A 22979-nucleotide genomic window follows, 5' to 3' on the forward strand; every position below is an offset into this window, starting at 1 on the left:
CGAGATTCGCTGGTTTGCTCGGGCTGTCAGAACATGCAAGGATTTTAAAGAGCGAGTAATCTGGCAAAAAGCGGCAAATGTTCCGCCCATATCGGAATAAAAGGATCGAATAGGAGGGGCAGGTGGATCGACTGAGCGGCTTGATGGCCTTTATCCGCACGGCCGAGCTGGGCAGTTTCGTCGCGGCGGGCAGGGCGCTGGGGCGGTCGGCTTCGGCGGTCGGCAAGGGGGTGACCCGGCTTGAGCAGCAGTTGGGTGTGCGGCTGTTCCAGCGTTCGACCCGCAGCCTCAGCTTGACCGATGAGGGCCGGGTGTTCCAGGAGCGTTGCCGGCGTATCCTCGATGACCTCGACGATGCCCAGGCGACCTTGTCGCAGTCCACGGAAGTCCCTCGTGGGCGCTTGCGGATCAGCATGCCGGCGGCCAGCTACCACCTGTTCCAGTCGGTGCTGACGGCGTTCATGGCCTTGTATCCCGATATCGAACTGGACCTCGACTTCAGCGACAAGCTGGTGGATGTGATCGAGGAAGGGATGGATATCGTCATTCGCAGCGGCGACCTACCGGATTCGCGGTTGATGAGCCGACCCTTGCCAGGGGTACAACCGATACTGTGCGCCGCGCCGGTCTATCTGGAGCGCCATGGCTCGCCGCAGACCCCGGCTGAGCTGGACGGTCACCTGGCGGTGCGTTTTCGCTACTTCAAGAATGGCAAGCTGCTGGACTTTCCGTTAATGCGTGAAGCAGGGGCGCGGGAACCACGGACCCGCACGGTGATGATCAGCAACAATATGGAAATGGTGCTCGGGGCGCTGATCAAAGGCTTTGGCCTGGGCACCATCCCGGATTTCCTCGCCCGCGAGGCGCTGGCCGACGGTTCATTGCGTTGCCTGCTGCACGGCTATCTGATCCCACCGGACAACATGAGCATCGTCTGGCCTTCGAGCCGTCAGTTATCGCGCAAGATTCGCGTGTTCGTGGATTTCATGTGTGAACGGCTGGAACAGGAGGCGGCGCAGTTGCGTGCGACCCTCGCGCAGGAGTGTCTCTATTCCCGCAGAAGCGAGAGCCGGCTGGCTCGCGATGGCGGTTGAGCGCTGATCCCGGGCGTCAATCGCTTCCCAGCAATGAGCGGGCGAACTCATCCGAGGCGATAAAGTCCAGGGTCTTGCGCAACTGGAGGGATTCTTCCTCACCGAAGGCCTGCTCGAAACGACACGACATGCGTTGGGAGATCTGCCGAGCCTCTTCGTATTTGCGCTGACCCGCCTCCGTCAGCAGCACGCGCCGGCTGCGCCGGTCGAGTTCGTCCACCTGCAACAGCACCAGGCCGTCACGCACCAGCGGCTTGAGGGTGTGGCCGAGTGCCGAAAGGTCCATCACCAGGGACTGGGCCAGGTCACGCATTTTCGGTTGGTCGGCACGAGCGATATGCGACAGCAGGGAATACTGGGTCGCTTTCAGGCCGCAGACTGCGAACGCTTCGTCATAGATTTGTCCCAACCGCCGGGATGCCCGGCGCACAGCACCGTTCGCGCAACTGCTGGCCTGGGGACTGTCGGGACTGGGTGGCGCACATTTCAAGGGCTGATCACTCTTTGAAGCAAAGGCCGAACCGATAATTATGCCTGTGGGCGTTGTGAGAACAAGGCTTTTCAGGTCATGGGGCGAACGACATATTCTGCAACAAATATACTTGCGTATGCCTCTAAAATCTATATCGTGGCATATACCTGTTTATGGCCTGGATGTCAGGGCAATTTGCCCGGGTTGAAGAGGGAGCTGGGCAGGAGCAGGGCGCCCCATTTAACCCAAGGAGTGTATCGAGCATGACGAACCCATCGGAGTATCTGCCACCCAAGGTCTGGACCTGGCATAGCGAGAACGGCGGTAAATTCGCCAATATCAACCGGCCGATCGCCGGTGCGACCCACGACAAGGACCTACCGGTCGGACGTCACCCGCTGCAGCTGTATTCCCTGGCCACGCCCAATGGCCAGAAGGTCACCATCCTGCTGGAGGAGCTGCTGGCCCTGGGGCACACGGGAGCGGAATACGACGCCTGGTTGATCCGTATTGGCGAGGGAGAACAGTTCGGCAGTGGCTTCGTCAGCGTGAATCCGAACTCCAAGATCCCCGCGCTGATGGATTACAGCGGCCCGAAACCGATCCGGGTCTTCGAATCGGGTGCCATCTTGCAGTACCTCGCCGAGAAGTTCGGCGCGTTCCTGCCCACCGAGCCCGCGGCCCGCGCCGAATGCCTGTCCTGGCTGTTCTGGCAGATGGGCAGCGCGCCGTATCTGGGCGGCGGCTTCGGGCATTTCTATGCTTATGCACCGACCAGGATCGAATATGCCATCGACCGTTTTGCGATGGAAACCAAGCGCCAGCTCGACGTGCTCGACAAGCAACTGGCGGTCAGCGAGTACATTGCCGGCAGCGAGTACAGCATCGCCGACATGGCGATCTGGCCCTGGTACGGCGGTCTGGTGAAAGGTCGGCTCTACGAGGCCGCGGAATTTCTTTCGGTACAGGACTACCGGCATGTCCAGCGCTGGGCCGATGCCATCGACGCACGTCCCGCCGTGCAGCGTGGGCGAATGGTCAATCGGGTGTCCGGGGAGCTCTCCAGCCAGCTGCGCGAGCGTCACGATGCCAGCGATTTCGACACGCGCACTCAAGACAAACTGACCGTTGCAAGCGAGTAATCCTGTCGATCACGGCGTCCTGGCAGGATGACGACGTGGCGTGCGGTGGCTGCCCGGGTAAGGACGTGACAACCTGAAGAGCGCTTATTATAATTTGATTATCATAGGCTGCTTCAGAGTGTCGAGACCTCCATGGAAAGCAAGACCGCACGCTTGACCGTACTCATTGACCCGGTCAAGAAAAAAGCCCTCGAGGAGCTTTGCGCCGCCCAGGACCTGACGCCGTCCCAGGTGGTCCGCCAGCTGATTCGCGACTATCTGGAAACCCACGGTGTTTCCTATTCGACCCAAAGCAAGGCCGCTGGCAAAGCGCAGTGACACGGCCGTTCGACGCCGGGCAGGCAGCTGCTACTGCCCGGGTTCGCTGGTTGCGCCCAGTGCCGAATTGAAGTCGGCATGATAATGCCCAGGCCCCAGTGCCTGGAGTATCCCGGCCTTGCGCAGCTTGCCGAGGACCTTCTCGTTGGCTTCGCACAATTTCACGACAATGCTGCGGTTGTGTAGCTGCTCGATGACTTCGAGCAGGGTCTGCAAACCCGTGATATCCATGAAGGGCACGTGATTCAGGCGGATGATCAGGGTCCCGGGGTCGGTGTGGGTCTGTGCCAGCACCCGTTCGAAGGTTTCCGCCGCGCCGAAGAACAGCGGCCCCTCGATGCCATACACCAGGACATTGGGCGGTAATTCGAACTGGCCGTTGAGGCGCAGCTCGACCTCCAGGTCCTTGCCGACTATTTTCTGCACGGCCACCGAAGACGCCATTCGCCGCATGAATTGCAGCATGGCGAGAATGACGCCGATATTCACGGCAATGGTCAGGTCGCTGAAGACCGTCAGCAGGAAGGTGATCAGCAATATCGCGATATCGGCCCGTGGCGCCCGCTGGAGCATGCGCTTGAAGTGTTTCAGCTCGCTCATGTTGTAGGCCACGACAAACAGGATGGCCGCAAGGGCGCACAGCGGGATATTCGAAGCCAGCGGGGCCAGGAAGGAAATCAGCAGCACCAGGGTGAGTGCATGCACCAGGCCGGCGAGCGGGCTGTTGCCGCCGTTGCGGATATTGGTCGCCGTTCTGGCGATCGCTCCGGTGGCGGCAAAGCCGCCGAACAAGGGGCTTAACAGGTTGGCGATGCCCTGGCCGATCAGCTCCTGGTTGGAGTCATGGCGGGTGCCGGCCATGCCATCGGCGACCACCGCCGAGAGTAATGACTCGATGGCGCCCAGCATGGCGATGGCGAATGCCGGGCCGATCAGTTCGATGATTCGCGGCAGGGTCACTTCCGGCAGGCTCAAGGTCGGCAGGCCCTGGGGTATCCCACCGAAGGCACTGCCGATCGTGGCCACCCCGGGAAACTGGAAAAACGACTGTATGACGGTGGCGACGACCATCGCGACCAACGGCCCGGGCACGCGTTTCATCCCGGGGAGCCTGGGCGTGAGCAATACCAGCAACAGGCTCAGGGATGCCAGCAGGGTCGTCGCCAGGTGAAGATGCGGGAGCGCTTGAAGCAGTTGCCAGAACTGTTCATGGAAATGACCGGCGGCGACTTTCGGCAGGCCGAAGAAGTCTTTCCATTGGCCCACCCAGATAATCACGCCGATGCCGGCGGTGAATCCGACGATCACCGGGTCGGGGATGAACTTGATGATGGCACCCAGTCGGGTGATACCGAGCAGCAGCAGGATTGCCCCGGCCATGAACGTCGCTATCTGCAAGCCGTCAATGCCGTAGCGGGCGCTGATGCTGGCCAGGATAACGATAAAGGCGCCGGTGGGGCCGGCGATCTGCACCCGGCTGCCACCGAACAAGGACACCAGCAGGCCACCGATAATGGCGGTGTAGATGCCTTGTTCGGGCTTGACCCCCGAGGCGATGGCAAAGGCCATGGACAGCGGTAGCGCGACGATTCCGACGATAACGCCCGCGACCAGGTTGCGCGACCAGTGCTTGCGCCCCAGCAATCCGGATTTCCACGCTTCTCGTATCGCAATCATGACGCTTACTCCGCAGGGGTCATGTGTATAACATTAACATGTGATGATAACCAAAGAGCAATAGGATTCCTCTAATCCCCAATGATGTCGACGGCTTGCCGGTCGCCTTCGTGGATTAGCCGGCGCGCCCGGCAAGCAGTCGCAGCCAGGGTGGCAGGTGGAAGGCGCCCATGATCAGGTACATTGTTACCATGCCGTTCAGCGCCAATGGTCCCGGCATGGTGGCGCAGGCCATATCGGTGCTGGCATCGGCGGCCGTGAGCAGCGCCATGATGGCGAAGGTTGGCGCGCCCGCCAGTCCCAGCCAGTCGGCGATGCTCAACGCAAGGCCGACTGGCGCTCCTGTCGAGCGGTTTTCCTTTGTTCGACCGGACAAGGGCATGCTGGCTACTCCTGGCCGTATTCGTCGTGGCGACGCCACCAGATACCCTGTTCATTGCGGCCTTTGGGGGCACGGTCGAGCCACTGATACATGCCCCAGAGGCCATCCAGCCCACGAGCATAGGCGGAGTAGGTGTGGTAGACCTCGCCCTTTTCAAGCACGAAGGCACTGATACCGGGCCTGTCACGAGTGTAGGTGGCAATGTCGGTTCCGGTCGTCGCGGCGATCCGGGCAATCGGACTTTCGCTGCCTTGCAGTCGCCATTCCTGGACCGTCTGGCCTCTCTGGGGCCCGGCCAAAGGCGCCTCGCTGAGGTAGTTGTAGACAATGTCGCCTTTGCGCTGCTGCTCTTCGCTGAACCAGACGTTGAAGTCGCTGTTGAAATCGCTGCCGTACGAACTGGCCCAGTCGAAGCTCCAACCCATGCGCTGCTTGAACGCCTGCAGTTTGGCCAGCGGAGCCCGCGAGATGGCGGTAAAGGCGACGTCATGGTGTTCGAGGTGGACAACCACGCCATTGAAACCATCGGCGATTGACGAGCAGGACGGGCAGCCGGCGCTGTAATCGGGCCCGAACATGAAGTGATAGACGAGCAACTGTGAGCGGCCCTTGAACAGCTCCCGCAGTGAGACGTTGCCTGCCGGGGTATCGAAGCGGTAGGCCTTGTCGATCCGCACCCAGGGCAGTGCCTGACGCTGTCGGGCCAGGGCGTCGCTGCGGCGGGTCAGTTCCTTTTCATCGGCCAGCAAGTCGAGTCGTGCTGCCAGCCATTCTTCGCGAGTGCCTGTCTTCTGTGTGGTCATCATGGTTCTCCATCTGCCATTGCTCGTCGTACCATCGGTCGTGCGAGCGGTTACCGGTTGGTCGTGAACAGACTAGGGCGGGCCTGGAAGATGGTGGGAGTGACAAGTTTGACGGGATGGCCATGGACCCGATGATCAGCGCCGCAGCGCGGCTGCTTGCGACCGGTGATGTCCTTGGCGCCTTGAAACGGGTGGCGCTGTGTGACGACGGGCCCGGGCTGGCGCTGCGCGGTATTGCCATGGCGCAGTTGGGTGATGTGGTTCGCGCAAGGGCCCTGCTCAAGCTGGCTGTCCGTGCCTTCGGGCCGCAAGAAGCGCTGGCCAGGGCGCGCTGTATCGTTGCCGAAGCCGAGATTGCGCTGGTCTCCCGTGACCTGGCCTGGCCGGTCAAGACACTCGTCGGCGCGCGGGCGGTGCTCGAGGCCCATGGCGACCGCTTGAATGCCGCCCATGCGCGGCACCTGGAAGTCCGGCGTCTGCTGTTGACCGGCGATCTTGACCAGGCCGAACATCTGCTGGCCGAGCTTGAGCCGCTAGGGCTGGCGCCGCCCTTGAGGGCCGCTTACGAGTTGGTCAGTGCCGGGATCGCCATCCGGCGCCTGCATACGGCGGCGGCTCGCGCTGCACTGCGGCGAGCGGAAAATGCCGCGCATGAGGCGGGCATTCACGCACTCGCCGCCGAAGTCGAGCGTGCGTCTCAGGTGCTCGAAATTCCGGCGGCACGTCTGATCGCACGGGGCGAGGAGCGCTTGCTGTTGCTGGCGCAAGTCGAGCAACTGTTTGCATCGGCGGCCCTGGTGGTGGATGCCTGTCGCTACAGCGTGCGTGAGGGCAACACGCAGGTATCGTTGACGACGCGGCCGGTCTTGTTCGCCTTGCTCCGTGCCCTTGCCGAGGGCTGGCCAGGCGCTGTCTCGCGGCATGCGCTGATCGCCCGGGCCTTTCGCGGCAAGCAGGCCGATGAATCGCACCGGGTCCGGCTGCGGGTCGAAATCGGACGGCTGCGCGGCGAGATTCGCGGGTTTGCACAGGTGAGGGCGACCGGCGAGGGCTTTGTCCTCGTGCCACGACAGGCTCCTGAGGTGGTCATCCTGGCGCCGCCTGTCGAGGAACGGCATGGTGCCGTGCTCGCTCTCCTGGCTGATGGTGAAGCGTGGTCGAGTTCGGCCCTGGCGATTGCCCTGGGCAGCAGCCCGCGCACGGTGCTGCGGGCGCTCGATGCCCTGGCGGCGACAGGCAAGGTGCAAGCTTTCGGCCGCGGGCCGGCCTGCCGCTGGACGCTCCCGTCCGTACCTGGATTCCCGTCAACCTTGTTACTCCCGGGGCCGCTGAGCAGCGGCTAGACTGAGCTCATGAAAAACTCTCAAGCTGAAATTCTTCGTGAGTACGGGCCGTTTCCAGGGGCCGACTCGGTGGCGGGCGTGACCTATGACGGCCAGCACGTCTGGTTTGCCTCCGGCGACAAGCTCAACGCCCTCGACCCGGAAAGCGGGGCGCTGGTGCGCTCGATCGATGTCGCCGCGCAGGCCGGAACCACCTTTGATGGTCGCTATCTGTTCCAGATTGCCGAGGGGCGCATCCGCAAGATCGATCCGAAGAGCGGTGAGGTGCTTACAAGCATACCGGCCCCCGGCAATGGCGGTGACTCCGGCTTGGCATGGGCCGAGGGGACGCTCTGGGTCGGGGAGTATCAGGGGCGCAGGATCCATCAGGTCGATCCCGAAACCGGGGCGGTTCTGCGCATTATTGAATCGAAGCGCTTCGTCACGGGTGTTACCTGGGTCGATGGCGAGCTTTGGCACGGTACCTGGGAAGACGACAAGAGTGATGTCCGGCGGGTGAATCCGCAAACGGGGGCGCTGCTGGAGCGCATCGATATGCCGGCCGGCGTGGGTGTATCGGGACTTGAGTCCGATGGTGAAGATCGGTTTTTTTGCGGTGGTGGGAATAGCGCAAAAATCCGCGCGGTCCGTCGCCCCAGGTAAGCAGCATGGCCTGCGGCGTTTATCCGGACGCCATCGCCGGCAAGCCGGCTCCCACAGGTCCGCGCATCACTGCAAGGGGGCGTTGTCGCCACGCTCCTTTGTAGGCCCCAGCTTGCTGGCGATAGCGCTTCAGGGTTCACCCACGGCCCGGAGCATCAGGCCAGGATGATTTCCTTGACGCTGGCTTTCAGTGCCTCGAATGCTGCTTCTTCGCTGGCTCGCTGGTTCGTCACCAGTACGTCGATACGTTCCGCCGGACAGTAGCTGATACGGCTCTGCACGCCGAGCTTGCTGTAGTCGGCGAGGATCACCACCCGTTCGGCGTGCTCGGCCATGGCCCGGGCCACCTCGCTTTCACGGTGATCGTAGTTGCTGGCGCCGTGGTGGGCGTCGACACCTACCGGCGAGAGCAGCGCGAGGTCGGCGCGATAGCGGCCGATTTCCGCCACCGTGGTCGCGCCCACCGTGGCCGGTGAGCGGTCACCGAGGGAGCCGCCGAGGATGATCACTTCGTTATGCAGGCTGCCCGGTGCGCTGCCACGCAGGTGCAGCGCGACATTGAACGAGTTGGTGATCACGGTCAGCCCACCTAGCTTGGCCAACTCCTGGGCCAGAATTTCAGTGGTGGTGCCGGCGTCGATGAAGATCGTCTGGCCATGGCTGAGCAAGCTGACAGCGGCGCGGGCCAGGTCACGCTTGAACTTGACGTTGATATGCGCGCGCTCGGCAATCGGCGCTTCGTCCTCGACCGGGATCGCGCCGCCGTGGATGCGTTTCAACTCGCCCAGGGCTTCCAGTGCCACCAGGTCGCGGCGCACGGTTTCGCGGGAGACATTCAGTTCCGTGACGATGCGGTCGGTGGTCACGCGCTGCAAGGTTGCCAGCAGCGCACGAATCCGCTGGTAACGCTCTTCTTGCCACATACCTCATGTCCTTGTTGTTGCGATCAGTATCCGAGTACGCATTGTGGGAGGCGGGACAGCGCTGTCAAGTTTGCTGGCCGATTGCCGTCGGTGAGAAAGTGTCGATGTGCCATAAATGTGTAATATTGTGGCATTGTTGTATTTATGTGTATTTGGCGCTAGCCTCGTCACCGGGCGGCTCGTCCCCTGCGCCCTTGTCTTGAAACACGCTCTCGCCGTCGCCCCGTTTGCGACCATTCTTCTAAGATCCAGGAGTTATGCCATGCAGCGTCGCCAGTTTCTGAACACCCTTGCCGCCGTTTCCGTTGTCAGTCCCCTGTTGTTGAGCGGTCGCCTTGCCGAGGCCGCGACTACCAAGGCCGTGCCGAGCGAGCTGGACCCGGCGCGCTGGTCGCCGCTGAACCAGAAACGCTTGCAGGCGGTGATCGACCAGCATGGCGTGAAGAGTGCGTCCTACCACCCGGACAAGCGTCCGTACGCGGTGTTCGACTGGGACAACACCTGCATCATGAATGACTGCGAAGAGGCGCTGCTGGTCTACCAGATGAATCATCTGCAGTACAAACTCAGCCCCGACGAGTTTGCCGCCGTGCTGCGCCAGGACGTGCCCAACGGCCCGTTCATGAAGGACTACCTCACGGTCGATGGCAAACCGGTGAACATGGAAGACATCGCCGCCGACGTCGAAGCCGACTACCGCTGGCTGCACGCCAACTACCAGGGGCTGGCCGGCAGCAAGAGCCTGGAGGAAATCCAGGCCACCGACCAGTTCAAGGACTTCTTCAGCAAGCTGTACTTCATGTATGACGCGATCTGCGACAGCTACCCGGTGGAGATCGGTTACAAGTGGATCCTCTACTTCTACAAGAACATGACCACCGCCGAGTTGCAGGCGATGGCGGAGGCCTCCAACAACCACGACCTCGGTGACGGCCTGCGCAAGGTCAAGTACGAAAGTCCGCGCAGCCTGCCGGGCAAGGCCGGGGTGGTCGCCGACACGCACTTCCATGGCATCCGTATCCACGAGGAAATCCGTGGCCTGATGCACACGCTGCGGGCCAACGGTATTGACGTGTATGTCAGCACTGCTTCCATCGATGATGTGGTGCGGGTGTTTGCCGGCAATTCCAACTACGGTTATGGCGTGCCGCCGGAAAACGTGATCGGCCTGCGCCTGGCGATGAAAGACGGCAAGTACGACAGCAGCTACCTGCCAGGCTGGCACTTCAACTACGGCCCGGGCAAGACCGTCGGGATCAAGAATGTGCTGGTGGCGAAGAAGGGCTATGGCCCGGTGCTGGTGGCCGGCGACAGCGACGGCGATGCCTGGATGCTGCGTGACTTCAAGGACACCGCCGTGGGCGTGATCGTCAACCGCATGAAAAAGGGCGAGATCGGTGCCGACAGCCAGAAGGCCGCCGAGCAGTTGGGCAAGGCGGACGCGCGTTTCGTCCTGCAGGGCCGCGATGAACAGACCGGGCTGATGATCCCGGATGAAAAGTCGGTCAAATACGGCAAGACCGAGCGCAAACTGCTGGCGTAAGTCGGCCGGCTCGCGGGTGGCGCAAGGCTGCCCGCGGGTCGTGGTAATGATTGTTTCGCCCCCTCCTCAAAAGACAGTGGACTGTGCACTATCCCGCTACGACAGCTCTCTTATTGGCCGTTGTTACACTGAAAAAACAGCGCAAAAATCGCACACGAAGTGCCATTGGACAACAGTTCATGCGCGCTGTTTTATTCAGTTTATCAACCGCTCCATCTATGTGAACGAGAGTCGTTTTATGAAAACCGATATGCCCTTTGTCAAGTTCAAGCAGGGCATGCCTATCAACTGGCAAGTCGTGTCTGGCAGCAGGACAAAGTTACTCATTCCGGGGAGATAGAAATCACCCTGAGTGGCAATAACTATAAAGGCCTGTTGATCCAGTTAGAGCGCCATATCGAGCCCCAGCCAAGGTAACCTGAACGCTGGAACCGCTCCTTTGCAAGGGACGTACTACACTGGTTGAGTGATTGGCGTCCCTCTGCAACCGAACGTTCACGCAGCCTGGCCTCGGAGTGGTTTCATGAAGACAAGGAACATCAGGTTGACCCTCAGATCGGCCCTCGGCTTCGGACTGATCTGTCTGCTGTTGATCAGCCTCGGACTGACTTCGCTGTATCGGATGAAGGAAATCCACGACGCCTCCCTGAGACTGCAAACGGACTGGCTGCCGAGTGTCCGCCAGGCCGGCCGCATTCAAGATGCCGGGCAACTCTACCGGCTTGATGCCCGCCGCTTTGTCATGGATGAAGACCGCCAGAGCAGAAGCTCCCTGGACAAATTACAGGCGCTGAAAGTGGTCTTGAGCCAGGAAACCGAAAAATACGTTTCGCGGGTTTCCAGTCCCGAAGAAAAACAGCTTTATGACCAGGTGGTCGTTAATGTGCGCAATTATCAGGACCTGATCGATCGACTGGTGAGCATGAGCCCGACTGCGTCCTTCGAGACCATGACCCACTTCATTCGTGACACTACCAGCGAAGCGGCGAAAAAGTTACAGACTTCGATTCAAGCGCTGATCCTCCTCAACGAGGCGGGTGCCGAGCGTTCGGGGCAGGCGTCGAACGCCAGCTACGACAGCGCGTTCCTGCTGACGCTGGTGTTCATGGTGCTGGCCCTGGTGATTACCTGCGTCGTGGCGCTGCTGTATACCCGCAGTATCGCGCAACCGATCAATACCTTGCGTCTGTCGATGCAGAAGATCGCCGATGGTGATCTGAAAAGTAAGGTGGAGGTCAGCGGCCGGGATGAAATCACCGACCTGCAGACGGTCGCCGCCACCATGCGTTCGAGCCTCAAGAACACCATCGAGCATATCTCCGACTCTTCCCGGCAACTGGCCTCGGCGGCTGAGCAGATGAGCGCGATTACCCAGGAGTCGACGGCGGGTATTCAAAAGCAGAGCATTGAAACCGACCAGGCCGCCACTGCCGTCAACCAGATGACCGCGGCCGTCGAGGAGGTGGCCAGAAATGCCATTTCGGCATCCCAGTCCACCCAAGCCTCGGAAAGCTCGGCACGGATCGTCCAGGATCGGGTCGATGAAACCATCGGCTCCATCGAGCGCTTGAGCAGCCGTGTCGAACAGACCAAAACCGATATAGAAGGCCTGGCCGGACAAGCCCTGCACATTGCCAAGGTCCTCGACGTGATCGGCGCCATCGCCGAGCAGACCAACCTGCTGGCATTGAACGCCGCCATCGAAGCCGCGCGGGCCGGTGAGCAGGGCCGTGGCTTTGCGGTGGTCGCGGATGAAGTGCGTGCGCTGGCCCATCGCACCCAGCAGTCGACCCAGGAAATCGAGCAGATGGTCAAGGGTATCCAACTCGATTCGAAGAAGGCCGTGGAGTCGATGAACCACAGCAGCGAAGAAACCCGGGTGACCCGTTCGCTGGCCCACGAAACGGGCTTGGCGATCAAGGAAGTGACCCTGTCGATTTCGCATATCAATGAAAAGAACCTGCTGATCGCTACGGCTTCCGAGCAACAGGCGCAGGTGTCCAAGTCCGTTGACCGTAACCTGATGAGTATTCGTGATCTTTCCATTCAAAGCTCGTCGGCCGCGAGCCAGACGTCTATCGCCAGTAGCGAGCTGTCCAAACTGGCGGGGAGTCTGAATCACCTGATCTCGCGGTTTTCACTGTAGCCGGGCCTCCAGCGAGGTACCTCAGTGTGATGGGAAACCAGGACATTGGTCATGCTAAGACAGATACAGGTGAGTGAGCTGCGTGTCGGTATGTATGTGCAATCCTTTTGTGGTTCCTGGATGGATCACCCGTTCTGGCGCAGTCACTTTCTGCTCGATGATGAACAGGATATAGAAAAGATCCATGCCTCCGGTATCGCCGCGCTCTGGATAGATACCGAGAAAGGACTGGATCTCGAGGTTGACACGCTACCTTCGCCAGCCGTGCCGGTGCTTGAGCCGCCGGCCATTGCGGCACAGGAGCGTCCGCGCAATCGCCCGCGGATCGCCATGAGCGATGAGGTGGTCCATGCGCTGAGTCTGTGCGCCAGGACCAAGGCCGCGGTGCTGAGCATGTTCGCCGACCTGCGGATGGGCACCGCGGTTCATCCCGAGCAGATTTCCCACTTGATCGCGGAAATCTCGGATTCGCTGATGCGTCATCCCGACGCCCTGATCAGCCTGGCCCGGCTCAAGACCAGCGATGAATACACCTACATGCATTCGGTGGCGGTGTGCGCCCTGATGATGAGCCTGGCCTACCGCCTGAACCTGCCCGATGGCCTGGTGAAAGAGGCCGGCATGGCGGGCATCCTGCACGAGGTGGGCAAGATGATGGTACCTGCCGAGTTGCTGAATAAGGCCTCGCCGCTGACTGAGGCCGAATTCGAGACCCTGCGCCGCCACCCCGAGATCGGCGCGAAGATGCTACTCGACACCCGCCATTTCAGCCCGAGAGTGGTGGATGTCTGCCTGCATCATCACGAGAGAGTCGATGGCAGCGGTTATCCGCACAAGCTCTGCGGCACGCAGATCAGCCTGTTCTCGCGGATGGCCGCGGTGTGTGACTGCTATGACTCGGTGACCTCCGAGCGACATGGCAAGCCAGCCTGGACGGCGGCCGTGGCCATTCGAAAAATGGCCGATTGGAAGGGGCAGTTCGATGAGCAGATCTTCCATGCCTTTGTCCGTTGCATCGGGATCTATCCGGTGGGGGCCCTGGTGCTGTTGCACAGCGGTCGGCTGGGGATCGTCATGGAGCAACACGAGCGGTCATTGCTGACCCCTCGGGTGAAGGTGTTCTACTCCTCGAAACTGCGGATGCCCATTGCCCAGAGTGTCATCGATCTTGCCGAAGCCTGCGAACATGATTCGATTGCCGGCCTGGAGTCGGTCAAGAAGTGGGGATTCAAGCACCTGGACGAACTGTGGTCGGGTATTTCCATCGGCAAACAGTCGATCTTCAATACCGCCTAGGGGTCAGGCTGCCACCGCCAGAGCCGTGACCAGGAATTCGATAAAGGCCCGGGTCTTCTGCGGCACCCGGCGCGCCGAGGGATAGACCGCGTTGATACTGATCGCCGGAGCCTGCCATTCGCAGAGCACCGGGACCAGGGTGCCGGCGGCCAGGGCGTCCTCGACGATAAAATCGGGTAGCAGGGCGATGCCCATGCCGGCTTGCGCCGCCTGGGCCAGCAGATCACCATTGTTGGCATGCAGGGGGCCGGTGACGGTGACCCGCTGGGTCTCGTTGCCATTGCTCAGTTGCAAGCTGACGCCGCTTTGCAGGTAGCCGTAGTTAAGGCACTGGTGGGCCGTCAGGTCCTTGGGAGTCCGTGGCGTTCCGGCGCGTGCCAGGTAGGCCGGGGAGGCCACCATGATGCGTGGCGCGGGAGCGAGCAAACGGGCGACCATGGAAGAGTCAGGCAGGCTGGCAATCCGGATGGTCACGTCGAAGCCGCCGCGCACCGGATCGACTTGCTGGTCGCTGAGCACCAGTTGCAGTTCCACATTCGGGTGCTGCTGGTGGAACAGCGGAATCAGCGGCCCCAGGCGTCGCAGGCCGAAGGACATGGGCGCGTTGACCCGCAGCACACCGCGCAATTCACCGACGCCATCGCGGGCCCGTTGTTCGGTTTCGTCCAAGGACGCGAGCAGTTCGCGGGCCGCCTCGTAGTATTCCGCGCCGGCTTCGGTCAGGTGCAGGCTGCGGGTGGTGCGTTGCAGCAGTTGCACGCCAATGGCCTCTTCCAGCGCCTGGATCTGCTTGCTGACTTTCGAACGCGGAACATCCATGGCCCGGGCCGCCGCGGCAAAGCCATTGGCGCCGACAGTGGCGACGAAGGCGCGCATGCAGTCGATACGATCCATATTGTCCCTTTTCCAGAATCAATGCTCTGTGGATTCTAGGGCGTTGCCTGGTGCTTATCCAGCATCGAGGGGGCCTGTATCGTGGTTTTCTCGAACTGCCGTTCCTGTAAAAAATTTCATCCTGCGGGGAACAGGCTGAAATGCGCAGCTCGATAGGATGAGCCCAAGTCAGCAGGAACTCGTGCTGACGAACTCAAACTATTGGAGAGTGACTGATGAAATCCCTTAAAGCATTGTTGATCGTGACCCTGATGACTGCTTCCGTTGCGGCCATGGCCGAAGGCGGCGGTGATGGCGGTGATAAAGTCATGGCCCGCATGGACGCGGCCCGCGATACGTCCATGGCCTATTACCAGAAGTCTGAAAAAGCCCAGGCCGTGGCGGCCGGCAAGCAGGCCGCGTCCGATAGCGTCGAACGCACCAACTGACGGTGGAGGTCGGCGGTCGGGCCGAGAGGCCGGCCGGTTTGCCCCGCAGGCGTTTGACGCCTGCCGAGGGGCACCGGATCAGCATACAACAGGCATCAAGCGGGTCGCTGACTGGCCGTGTGGCAGCAGGACCCGAAGCACGCATTGTCCCGGGAGCGGAGTAGCCGACTGCCCGGGTCGCCTTGGGCGAGAGTGAAACTGCGGTTACTGAGCCAGCAACGCTTCGAGCTTTTCCTGGTCACGGGCAAACTGACGGATACCCTCGGCCAGTTTCTCGGTGGCCATGGCGTCTTCGTTGGAGGCCCAGCGGAATTGCGCTTCATTGAGTTGCAGGCGCGGCTCCCCCGCGGCGCCTGGCACCAGTCGACGCTCCAGCGGGCCTTCGTCCTGGCTGAGCTTTTCCAGCAGGTCGGGGCTGATGGTCAAACGGTCGCAACCGGCCAGTTGTTCGATCTGGTTGAGATTGCGGAAGCTCGCGCCCATGACCACGGTCTTGTAGTCGTTGGACTTATAGTAGTTGTAGATGCGCGTTACCGACTGCACGCCCGGATCGTCGGCACCGCTGTATTCGTTGCCGGTGGACTTCTTGTACCAGTCGTAGATCCGGCCCACGAACGGCGAGATCAGGAACACCCCGGCATCGGCGCAGGCCGCGGCCTGGGCGAAGGAGAACAGCAGGGTCAGGTTGGTCTGGATCCCGTCTTTTTCCAGTTTCTCGGCGGCGCGGATGCCTTCCCAGGTCGAAGCCAGTTTGATCAGTACGCGGTCACGGCCGACGCCGACCTTGTCGTACAGCTCGATCAACTGGTGGGCCTTGCCCAGCAGCGCGGTTTCATCGAAGGACAGGCGCGCATCGACTTCGGTGGAAATTCGCCCTGGAATCACTTTGAGAATGCCACTGCCCACGGACACCGCGAAATGGTCGCAGGCCAGGCCCACATCGCCCTTGGCGTGAGCCACGGCGGCCTTGAGCAGCTCGGCGTAGCCTGGCAGCGCGGCGGCCTTGAGCAGCAGCGAAGGGTTGGTGGTGGCGTCGACCGGCTTCAGGCGGGTAATAGCGTCGAGGTCGCCGGTGTCCGCGACCACGGTGGTGAACTGCTTGAGTTGTGCAAGCTTCGAAGTCATGAGCGTCTCTGTCGGGAAGGGCGTGGATCCATGCACTGATTGAGTGCGGCTGAGGTGAAAAGTTCTGTCAGTCGAATGCGTTCAAGAATGCCGCCGAACCAGGGGTTTGTGCAACCCAAACTGTAGGACGGTTCAGGTTTGCGCGCTCGGCATCAGTGTCGCGATCAAGGCGCGGATAGTCCCGGGCAGTGCTTCGAGTTCGCGCACCAGTATGCTGCGCTCGCGAATCGCCCAGGGCTCGTCCAGCGCCACGGTCACCAGTTCCATGGTCCGGCTGTGGCGCACGGCGGCGGACTCGGGAATGATGCCGATGCCCACGCCGGCCTCGACCATCCGACAGATGGCCTCGAAACTGGAAACCTGGATACGCAACGACAAGGTCTTGCCCAGCCGTTCGACATGCTCGCGCAAAAAACTCAGCAAGGTGCTGCCTTCGTGCAGGCCGATATGCTGGTACGCCAGGGTCTGGTCGAGGGCTATCGACTGCTGCGCCGCCAGTGCATGTTCCACCGGCACGATCAGCACCAGGCGGTCGGTGCTGAAGTGCATCACCTGCAGGCCGCTGGCTTCCACCGGGCCGGCGATGATGCCCATGTCGGTGGTGCCGTCGAGTACGCCGCGGACGATGTCCCGCGATAACCGTTCCTGCAGGTCCACCGTCACCCCTGGGCGCAGGGAGAGGAAACCGGCCAGCACCTCCGGGAGAAACTCGGTGACGGCCGTGGTGTTGGCGAAGATGCGGATATGCCCGGCGGAATCGCCGCCGTAGCTGGTGAACTCGCTCTTCAGATAGTCGACCTGACGCATGATCAATCGCGCATGTTGCAGCAAGCGCTGGCCGGCCGGGGTGACCTCCACGCCACGGCTGTCGCGGTACAGCAGGCGCGTATCGAGTTGCGCTTCCAGGGCCTTGATCCGTGCGCTGGCGGCGGCCGGCGAGAGGAAGGCACGCCGAGCGCCCTGGGTCAGGCTCGGCGATTCGGCGATATGGATGAAGAGGCGTAGATCCGCCAGGTCGAAATGCATGGGGCGACTCCGCTCAGAGGCAGCGTGCAAGTAGGACGTTGGCGTTCAGCATAACCGAACGCCGGCTTATAGAAATGCAAATTCTCGGAACGGGCTGCACCTTGCATCATCGGTTCATGACAACAACCGGCAAGGAGGAAACCTTCCATGAGTGCGACGGATCTGAGTGCCTGGCTAGGACGGACCGAAGAAGCCCACGACCAACTGAGCCGTAATCTGCTCAAACGTATCGCCGCGACTTTTGGCGAATCGACTCCGGTCCATGGCGAGGCGCTGCCGCCGCTGTGGCAATGGTGTTTCTTTCAAGAGCCGGTGGCCGAGACCCTGTTGGGCCCTGACGGTCACCCGGCCCGTGGTGGCTTCCTGCCGCCTGCGGACAATCGCAATCGCATGTGGGCCGGCGGCCGCCTTGAATTCTTCGAGCACCTGCGTGCCGGTCACGATGCCACCCGGCTGTCGACCATCAGCCATATCGAGGAAAAGTGGGGGCGCAGCGGTGCCTTGCTGTTTGTCACCGTACGACATGAATACACCCAGGCCGGCCGGCTGGCGCTTCGCGAAGAGCAGGACATCGTCTACCGCGAACCCACACCGCCGAAGCAGAGCAGCAGCGAAGCGCTGATCCAGGGGGACTGGCACGAAGCCGTCGAGCCCACACCGACCTTGCTGTTTCGCTACAGCGCCGTGACCTTCAATGGCCATCGCATTCACTACGATTTTCCCTACGTCACCGACACCGAAGGCTATTCGGGTCTGGTGGTGCACGGTCCGATGATCGCCACCCTGAACTTGCGGGCGTTCTGTCGGGCCAATCCGCGGGCGACCCTGCGGCGTTTTTCCTATCGTGGCGTGCGTCCGTTGATCGCACCGCAACCCTTCGAAGTCGGTGGACGGATCCTCAGCCCCGGGGTTGCCCAGTTGTGGGCCGGCAACGCCGCTGGCCTGGCCCAGCAGGCTGAAGTGCACTTCGACTAACAATAAAAAAGGCCATCAGCCCCATGAATCCGAATAACAACGAAGAACTTAATGCCATTCGCCAGGGTGTTCGTGCCCTATGCGCTGAATTCGATGCCGTCTACTGGCGCAAGATCGATGAAGAAAAAGGTTTCCCCGATGCCTTCGTCAAGGCGCTGACCGACGCCGGCTGGCTGGCGGCGATGATTCCCGCCGAATACGGCGGCTCGGGCCTGGGCCTGGCCGAAGCCTCGGTGATCCTGGAAGAGGTGAACCGTTGTGGCGGCAACTCCGGCACGGTGCACGGCCAGATGTACAACATGTTCACCCTGTTGCGTCACGGTAGCGCGGCGCAGAAAAGCTTCTACCTGCCCAAGCTGGCCAGTGGTGAGCTGCGTCTGCAATCGATGGGCGTCACCGAACCCACCACCGGCACAGACACCACCAGAATCAAGACCACCGCGGTCAAGCGCGGCGACAAGTACGTGATCAATGGGCAGAAGGTCTGGATCTCGCGGGTCCAGCACTCCGACCTGATGATCCTGCTGGCGCGCACTACGCCGCTGGCCGAGGTGCAGAAGAAATCCGAAGGTATGTCGATTTTCCTGGTGGACCTGCGCGAGGCCATCGGCAACGGCCTGACCGTGCAGCCCATCGCCAACATGGTCAACCACGAGACCAACGAGCTGTTCTTCGACAACCTGGAAATCCCCGCTGACAGCCTGATCGGCGAAGAGGGCAAGGGCTTTCGCTACATCCTCGACGGCCTGAATGCCGAGCGCACGCTGATCGCCGCCGAATGCATCGGAGACGGTCGCTGGTTTATCGAAAAAACCAGCGCCTATGCCCGCGACCGGGTGGTGTTCGGCCGGCCCATCGGGCAGAACCAGGGCGTGCAGTTCCCGATTGCCGAAGCGCATATCGAGATCGAGGCCGCCGATCTGATGCGCTGGCGTGCCTGCGAGGAGTACGACAGCGGGCGGAACGCCGGGGCCAGCGCCAACATGGCCAAGTACCTGGCGGCCAAGGCGTCCTGGGAAGCGGCCAACGCCTGCCTGCAGACCCATGGTGGTTTCGGTTTCGCCTGCGAATACGACGTCGAGCGCAAGTTCCGCGAGACTCGCCTGTACCAGGTGGCGCCGATCTCCACCAACCTGATCCTGTCCTACGTGGCCGAGCACCTGCTCGAACTGCCGCGCAGCTTCTGAGGAACCGAGCATGAGCCATACCCAAGCCCTCTGCGAATTCCTCGCCGACCTGCGTTACGAGCAGGTGCCTCAAACGGTGTTCGAGCGTACCGAAGACCTGTTCCTCGATTGGTTGGCCTCGGCCCTGGCCAGCCAGGGGGCTCATCCGATTCCGTTGTTCGAGTCCTACGCCTGCAAGATGGGGCCGGCAAACGGTCCGGCGCGGATCCTGGTCAATGGCCAGGGCAGTTCGGCGTACTTCGCCGCACTGGTGAACGCCGCTTCCTCGCACTTGGTGGAGCAGGACGACCTGCACAACAGTTCTGTGTTGCACCCGGCCACCGTGGTGTTTCCGGCAGTGCTTGCCGCTGCCCAGGACCTGAACAAATCCGGTTGTGAATTACTGTTGGCCTCGGTTGCGGGTTACGAAGCGGGGATTCGTATCGGCGAGTTCCTCGGTCGCTCCCACTATCGGATCTTCCACACCACGGCCACCGTCGGCACCCTGGCGGCGGCCGTGGCCGTGGGCAAGCTGATGGACTTCGACCAGGAGCAGTTCAGCAATCTGCTGGGCAGCGCCGGCACCCAGGCCGCCGGGCTCTGGGAGTTCCTTCGCGATGCCGCCGACTCCAAGCAGTTGCACACCGCCAAGGCTGCTGCGGACGGCCTGCTGGCCGCCTACCTGACGGCGGATGGCTTGACCGGAGCGCGCAATATTCTTGAAGGCGACCAGGGGCTGGCCGCCGGAATGTCCAGCGATGCCGATCCGGCGAAGCTGTCCGATCGCCTGGGCAGTCGTTGGGCGCTGGTGGAAACCTCGTTCAAGTTCCATGCCTCCTGCCGCCATACCCATCCGGCCGCCGATGCGCTACTGGCGCTGATGGGGCAGGAAGGTTTGGGCCACGAACAGATCCGGCATGTGGAAGCCCGTGTGCATCAGGGCGCCATCGATGTGTTGGGGCGGGTCAAGGTGCCGCGAAGCGTGCACCAGGCCAAGTTCTCCATGAGCACGGTGCTGGGTCTGATCGCCGTGCACGGCAAGGCCGGCCTGCCGGAGTTTCACCAACGGTCATTGACCGATCCGGCCGTGTCGGCGTTTCGCGAGAAGGTCAGTATGACTCTCGACCCCGAAGTCGATGATGCCTATCCCCAGCGCTGGCTGGGCCGGGTGGTGGTCACCACGGTTGACGGCCGTACCCTGTACGGCGCCATCAACGAGCCCAAGGGCGATCCCGGCAACAGCCTGTCGCGGGCCGAGCTGGAAGACAAGTTCCGTCGTCTGTTGCAATTCTCCGGTGCGCGCTCGCCCGAGCAGGCCGAGGGTTTGATCCGTCAGGTCTGGGACCTGCGTAACAGCACTGACTTGAAGGAGCTGCGCTGATGAATACGGCAGCAGGCAATACCCCGGCACCGCGCCCGTTGGACGGCATCACGGTGATCAGCCTCGAGCACGCCATTGCCGCGCCGTTCTGCACCCGGCAACTGGCGGATCTGGGCGCACGGGTGGTGAAGATCGAGCGCCCCGGCAGCGGCGACTTCGCCCGTGGCTATGACGAGCGTGTCCGCGGCCTGGCCTCGCACTTCGTCTGGACCAACCGCTCCAAGGAGAGCCTGACCCTGGACCTCAAACAGGATCAGGCCGGCGATATTCTCGAAAATCTGCTGGGGCAGGCCGATGTGCTGGTGCAAAACCTCGCACCGGGTGCCGCCGCCCGTATGGGCTTGTCCTTCGACGCACTGCACGAGCGCTTTCCACGGCTGATCGTCTGCGATATCTCCGGTTATGGCGAGGGTGGTCCTTATGAGAAGAAAAAGGCCTACGACCTGTTGATCCAGAGCGAGGGCGGTTTTCTTTCGGTGACCGGCGGGCCGGGCGGGGATGAACTGGCGAAGGCCGGTTGTTCGATCGCCGATATCTCTGCCGGCATGTACGCCTACAGCGGCATTCTCTCAGCGTTGCTGCTGCGGGAGAAAACCGGGGAGGGCAGCCGCATCGACGTCAGCATGCTCGAAAGCCTGGTGGAGTGGATGGGCTACCCGATGTATTACGCCTTCGACGGCGCCGCACCACCGCCACGTGCCGGCGCGGCGCACTCGACCATTTATCCCTACGGGCCGTTTCCGGCGGGCGACGGCGGCACGGTGATGCTCGGCTTGCAGAACGAGCGTGAATGGGCGGCGTTCTGCGACAAGGTGCTGCTGACTCCGGAGTTGGTGCTGGACGAGCGGTTTTCGGCCAACTTCAAGCGTTCGGCCAATCGTGAGGTGTTGCGCCAGATCATCGTCGACAGCTTTGCCCGGCTCAGCACCGAACAAGTGATTGCCCGGTTGGAAGAGGCGCAGATCGCCAATGCCCGGGTCAATGATATGCAGGGTGTGTGGGACCACCCGCAGCTCAAGGCCCGTGATGGCTGGCGCGAGGTTGAGAGTCCGGCGGGGAAACTGCCGGCGCTGCTGCCGCCGGCGCGCAATGCGGCGTTTGAGCCACGGATGGACGCGGTGCCGGGGTTGGGGGAGCACACCGGGGCGATTCTGAGTGAGTTGGGGGTTTGCGCTGAGGCGGTGGAGCAGTTGCGAGCTGACGGTGTGATCTGACGCCATGCACCTTGTGGCGAGGGGGCTTGCCACCAAACGCACTCGCCACAGGTTCATCGTCAACTGAGTCAAATGAATTAAAAAGGAACACAGCATGTCCTCATCCATAGCCCGCTCCGCGCTCTTCGTGCCCGGCAGTCGTCCCGAGCGTTTCGCCAAGGCCCTGGCCAGCGGTGCCGACGCGGTGATCGTCGACTTCGAGGATGCCGTCGAGGAGCCGCTCAAGCGAATCGCCCGTGAGTATCTAGGGCAGTTCCTCTGCGCCAATTCCCAGGCCCGGGTCCTGGTGCGGGTCAATGCCCCGGACCACGCCGAACACAGCGCCGACCTGGGGTTCTGCAAACAACACCCTGGCGTCAGCGGCGTGCTGCTGCCCAAGGTCGAGAACGCGGCCCAGGTCGCTGCCGTGGCGACGACGGGCAAACCCGTCTGGCCGATCATTGAAAGTGCCCGGGGGTTGTTGAACCTGGCGGGGATCGCCAGCGCCCCAGGCGTCGAGCGCCTGTCCTTCGGTGGCCTGGACCTGGCCCTGGACCTCAATCTGAGCAGCGGCTCGGATGCCGCGCAGTTCGCCCTCGACCAGGCCCGCCTGGCGCTGATCGTGCATTCGCGCGGCGCTGGCCTGGTCGCGCCACTGGACGGCGTACACCCGGCCATTGACGATCCTGAGGGTTTGCGCCGCTCGATCCGCCATGCCTACGAGATGGGCTTTGCCGGCGCGTTGTGCATTCACCCCCGACAGGTGCCGGTGATCCACGCCGCCCTGGCGCCGAGCGCCGAAGACCTGGCCTGGGCCCGGCGCGTGGTAGACGCCGGCAGCGACGGCGCTGGGGCCTATCAGGTCGACGGGCAGATGGTCGATGCGCCGGTCTTGTTGCGCGCACGCCGCTTGTTGGCCCTGGCGTAGGCCATAACCGCGGCAACGACAGGCAGATCCTTAGCCGATAAGCGGATGCCTCGTCGTACTCAACCTTCGGCAATGAATCCAG

The 22979-nt window shown here is 62.1% G+C and carries 22 protein-coding genes; 14 read left to right on the forward strand and 8 right to left on the reverse strand.

The genetic code is table 11. The features are described from left to right. Positions 1–122: 122 nt before the first annotated feature. Positions 123–1094 carry a LysR family transcriptional regulator gene (locus tag M5B99_RS05325; protein ID WP_248803001.1) on the forward strand — a complete coding sequence of 324 codons (972 nt, stop codon included), beginning with the start codon at positions 123–125 and terminating at the stop codon, positions 1092–1094. A 16-nt stretch (positions 1095–1110) separates the two neighbouring features. Here the strand turns inward: M5B99_RS05325 and M5B99_RS05330 are convergent, their stop codons facing one another. Next, on the reverse strand, positions 1111–1503 hold the full coding sequence (locus M5B99_RS05330) for a MarR family winged helix-turn-helix transcriptional regulator (protein ID WP_248803002.1): 393 nt from the start codon (positions 1501–1503) through the stop codon (positions 1111–1113). Between the two features lie 326 nt (positions 1504–1829). On the opposite strand from M5B99_RS05330, the gene yghU reads away from it, so the two are divergent. Together yghU and M5B99_RS05340 are read left to right on the forward strand one after the other, a co-directional pair. After that, a complete protein-coding gene (gene yghU / locus M5B99_RS05335; protein ID WP_248803003.1) occupies positions 1830–2708 on the forward strand; it encodes a glutathione-dependent disulfide-bond oxidoreductase in 879 nt (292 codons plus the stop codon). A gap of 132 nt (positions 2709–2840) precedes the next feature. Next, positions 2841–3026 (forward strand): ribbon-helix-helix protein, CopG family, encoded by a 186-nt coding sequence (locus M5B99_RS05340; RefSeq protein WP_248803004.1) that lies wholly within the window; start codon positions 2841–2843, stop codon positions 3024–3026. A 30-nt stretch (positions 3027–3056) separates the two neighbouring features. Here M5B99_RS05340 and M5B99_RS05345 read toward each other — a convergent pair whose 3' ends face one another. The 3 genes from M5B99_RS05345 to M5B99_RS05355 form a co-directional block, all read right to left on the reverse strand. Next, positions 3057–4703, reverse strand: a complete 1647-nt coding sequence (locus tag M5B99_RS05345) for a SulP family inorganic anion transporter (RefSeq protein WP_248803005.1) — start codon at positions 4701–4703, stop codon at positions 3057–3059. Between the two features lie 115 nt (positions 4704–4818). Continuing rightward, positions 4819–5085, reverse strand: a complete 267-nt coding sequence (locus M5B99_RS05350) for a hypothetical protein (protein ID WP_248803006.1) — start codon at positions 5083–5085, stop codon at positions 4819–4821. A 5-nt stretch (positions 5086–5090) separates the two neighbouring features. Further along, complete coding sequence (locus tag M5B99_RS05355) at positions 5091–5888, reverse strand: DUF899 domain-containing protein (protein WP_248803007.1); 798 nt, start codon at positions 5886–5888, stop codon at positions 5091–5093. 122 nt (positions 5889–6010) lie between these two features. On the opposite strand from M5B99_RS05355, the gene M5B99_RS05360 reads away from it, so the two are divergent. After that, a complete protein-coding gene (locus M5B99_RS05360; RefSeq protein ID WP_248803008.1) occupies positions 6011–7231 on the forward strand; it encodes a helix-turn-helix domain-containing protein in 1221 nt (406 codons plus the stop codon). 9 nt (positions 7232–7240) lie between these two features. Next, on the forward strand, positions 7241–7873 hold the full coding sequence (locus M5B99_RS05365) for a glutamine cyclotransferase (protein ID WP_248803009.1): 633 nt from the start codon (positions 7241–7243) through the stop codon (positions 7871–7873). 155 nt (positions 7874–8028) lie between these two features. On the opposite strand, the gene M5B99_RS05370 is transcribed toward M5B99_RS05365, so the two are convergent. Beyond that, on the reverse strand, positions 8029–8796 hold the full coding sequence (locus tag M5B99_RS05370; RefSeq protein WP_248803010.1) for a DeoR/GlpR family DNA-binding transcription regulator: 768 nt from the start codon (positions 8794–8796) through the stop codon (positions 8029–8031). 262 nt (positions 8797–9058) lie between these two features. On the opposite strand from M5B99_RS05370, the gene M5B99_RS05375 reads away from it, so the two are divergent. From M5B99_RS05375 to M5B99_RS05385, 3 genes are all read left to right on the forward strand, one after another. Beyond that, positions 9059–10339 (forward strand): HAD family hydrolase, encoded by a 1281-nt coding sequence (locus M5B99_RS05375; RefSeq protein WP_248803011.1) that lies wholly within the window; start codon positions 9059–9061, stop codon positions 10337–10339. A gap of 523 nt (positions 10340–10862) precedes the next feature. Beyond that, on the forward strand, positions 10863–12485 hold the full coding sequence (locus M5B99_RS05380) for a methyl-accepting chemotaxis protein (protein ID WP_248803012.1): 1623 nt from the start codon (positions 10863–10865) through the stop codon (positions 12483–12485). Positions 12486–12536: 51 nt separating this feature from the next. Continuing rightward, on the forward strand, positions 12537–13781 hold the full coding sequence (locus M5B99_RS05385) for an HD-GYP domain-containing protein (protein ID WP_248803013.1): 1245 nt from the start codon (positions 12537–12539) through the stop codon (positions 13779–13781). Positions 13782–13784: 3 nt separating this feature from the next. On the opposite strand, the gene M5B99_RS05390 is transcribed toward M5B99_RS05385, so the two are convergent. Then, on the reverse strand, positions 13785–14675 hold the full coding sequence (locus tag M5B99_RS05390) for a LysR family transcriptional regulator (protein WP_248803014.1): 891 nt from the start codon (positions 14673–14675) through the stop codon (positions 13785–13787). Positions 14676–14890: 215 nt separating this feature from the next. Here M5B99_RS05390 and M5B99_RS05395 point away from each other — a divergent pair, with 215 nt between their 5' ends. After that, a complete protein-coding gene (locus tag M5B99_RS05395; protein ID WP_248803015.1) occupies positions 14891–15103 on the forward strand; it encodes a co-regulatory protein PtrA N-terminal domain-containing protein in 213 nt (70 codons plus the stop codon). A 204-nt stretch (positions 15104–15307) separates the two neighbouring features. Here M5B99_RS05395 and tal read toward each other — a convergent pair whose 3' ends face one another. Both tal and M5B99_RS05405 read right to left on the reverse strand, forming a co-directional pair. Then, positions 15308–16228, reverse strand: coding sequence for a transaldolase (gene tal, locus M5B99_RS05400; RefSeq protein ID WP_248803016.1), 921 nt, complete (start codon positions 16226–16228; stop codon positions 15308–15310). Positions 16229–16360: 132 nt separating this feature from the next. Then, positions 16361–17254, reverse strand: a complete 894-nt coding sequence (locus M5B99_RS05405; protein ID WP_248803017.1) for a LysR family transcriptional regulator — start codon at positions 17252–17254, stop codon at positions 16361–16363. A gap of 147 nt (positions 17255–17401) precedes the next feature. On the opposite strand from M5B99_RS05405, the gene M5B99_RS05410 reads away from it, so the two are divergent. The 5 genes from M5B99_RS05410 to M5B99_RS05430 all read left to right on the forward strand — a co-directional run bounded on the left by M5B99_RS05410 (position 17402) and on the right by M5B99_RS05430 (position 22897). Beyond that, positions 17402–18229, forward strand: a complete 828-nt coding sequence (locus tag M5B99_RS05410) for a MaoC family dehydratase N-terminal domain-containing protein (RefSeq protein WP_248803018.1) — start codon at positions 17402–17404, stop codon at positions 18227–18229. A 23-nt stretch (positions 18230–18252) separates the two neighbouring features. Further along, on the forward strand, positions 18253–19416 hold the full coding sequence (locus M5B99_RS05415; RefSeq protein ID WP_248803019.1) for an acyl-CoA dehydrogenase family protein: 1164 nt from the start codon (positions 18253–18255) through the stop codon (positions 19414–19416). 10 nt (positions 19417–19426) lie between these two features. Next, on the forward strand, positions 19427–20776 hold the full coding sequence (locus M5B99_RS05420; RefSeq protein WP_248803020.1) for an MmgE/PrpD family protein: 1350 nt from the start codon (positions 19427–19429) through the stop codon (positions 20774–20776). After that, on the forward strand, positions 20776–21990 hold the full coding sequence (locus tag M5B99_RS05425) for a CaiB/BaiF CoA transferase family protein (RefSeq protein WP_248803021.1): 1215 nt from the start codon (positions 20776–20778) through the stop codon (positions 21988–21990). Before M5B99_RS05420 ends, M5B99_RS05425 begins: the two co-directional genes overlap by 1 nt. 94 nt (positions 21991–22084) lie before the next feature. Further along, entirely contained in the window at positions 22085–22897 is an 813-nt protein-coding gene (locus M5B99_RS05430; RefSeq protein ID WP_248803022.1) for an HpcH/HpaI aldolase/citrate lyase family protein, read from the forward strand. The last annotated feature ends 82 nt before the right edge of the window (positions 22898–22979 follow it).

The sequence above is a fragment of the Pseudomonas sp. MWU13-2100 genome (genome assembly GCF_023242365.1).
Classification (GTDB): domain Bacteria; phylum Pseudomonadota; class Gammaproteobacteria; order Pseudomonadales; family Pseudomonadaceae; genus Aquipseudomonas.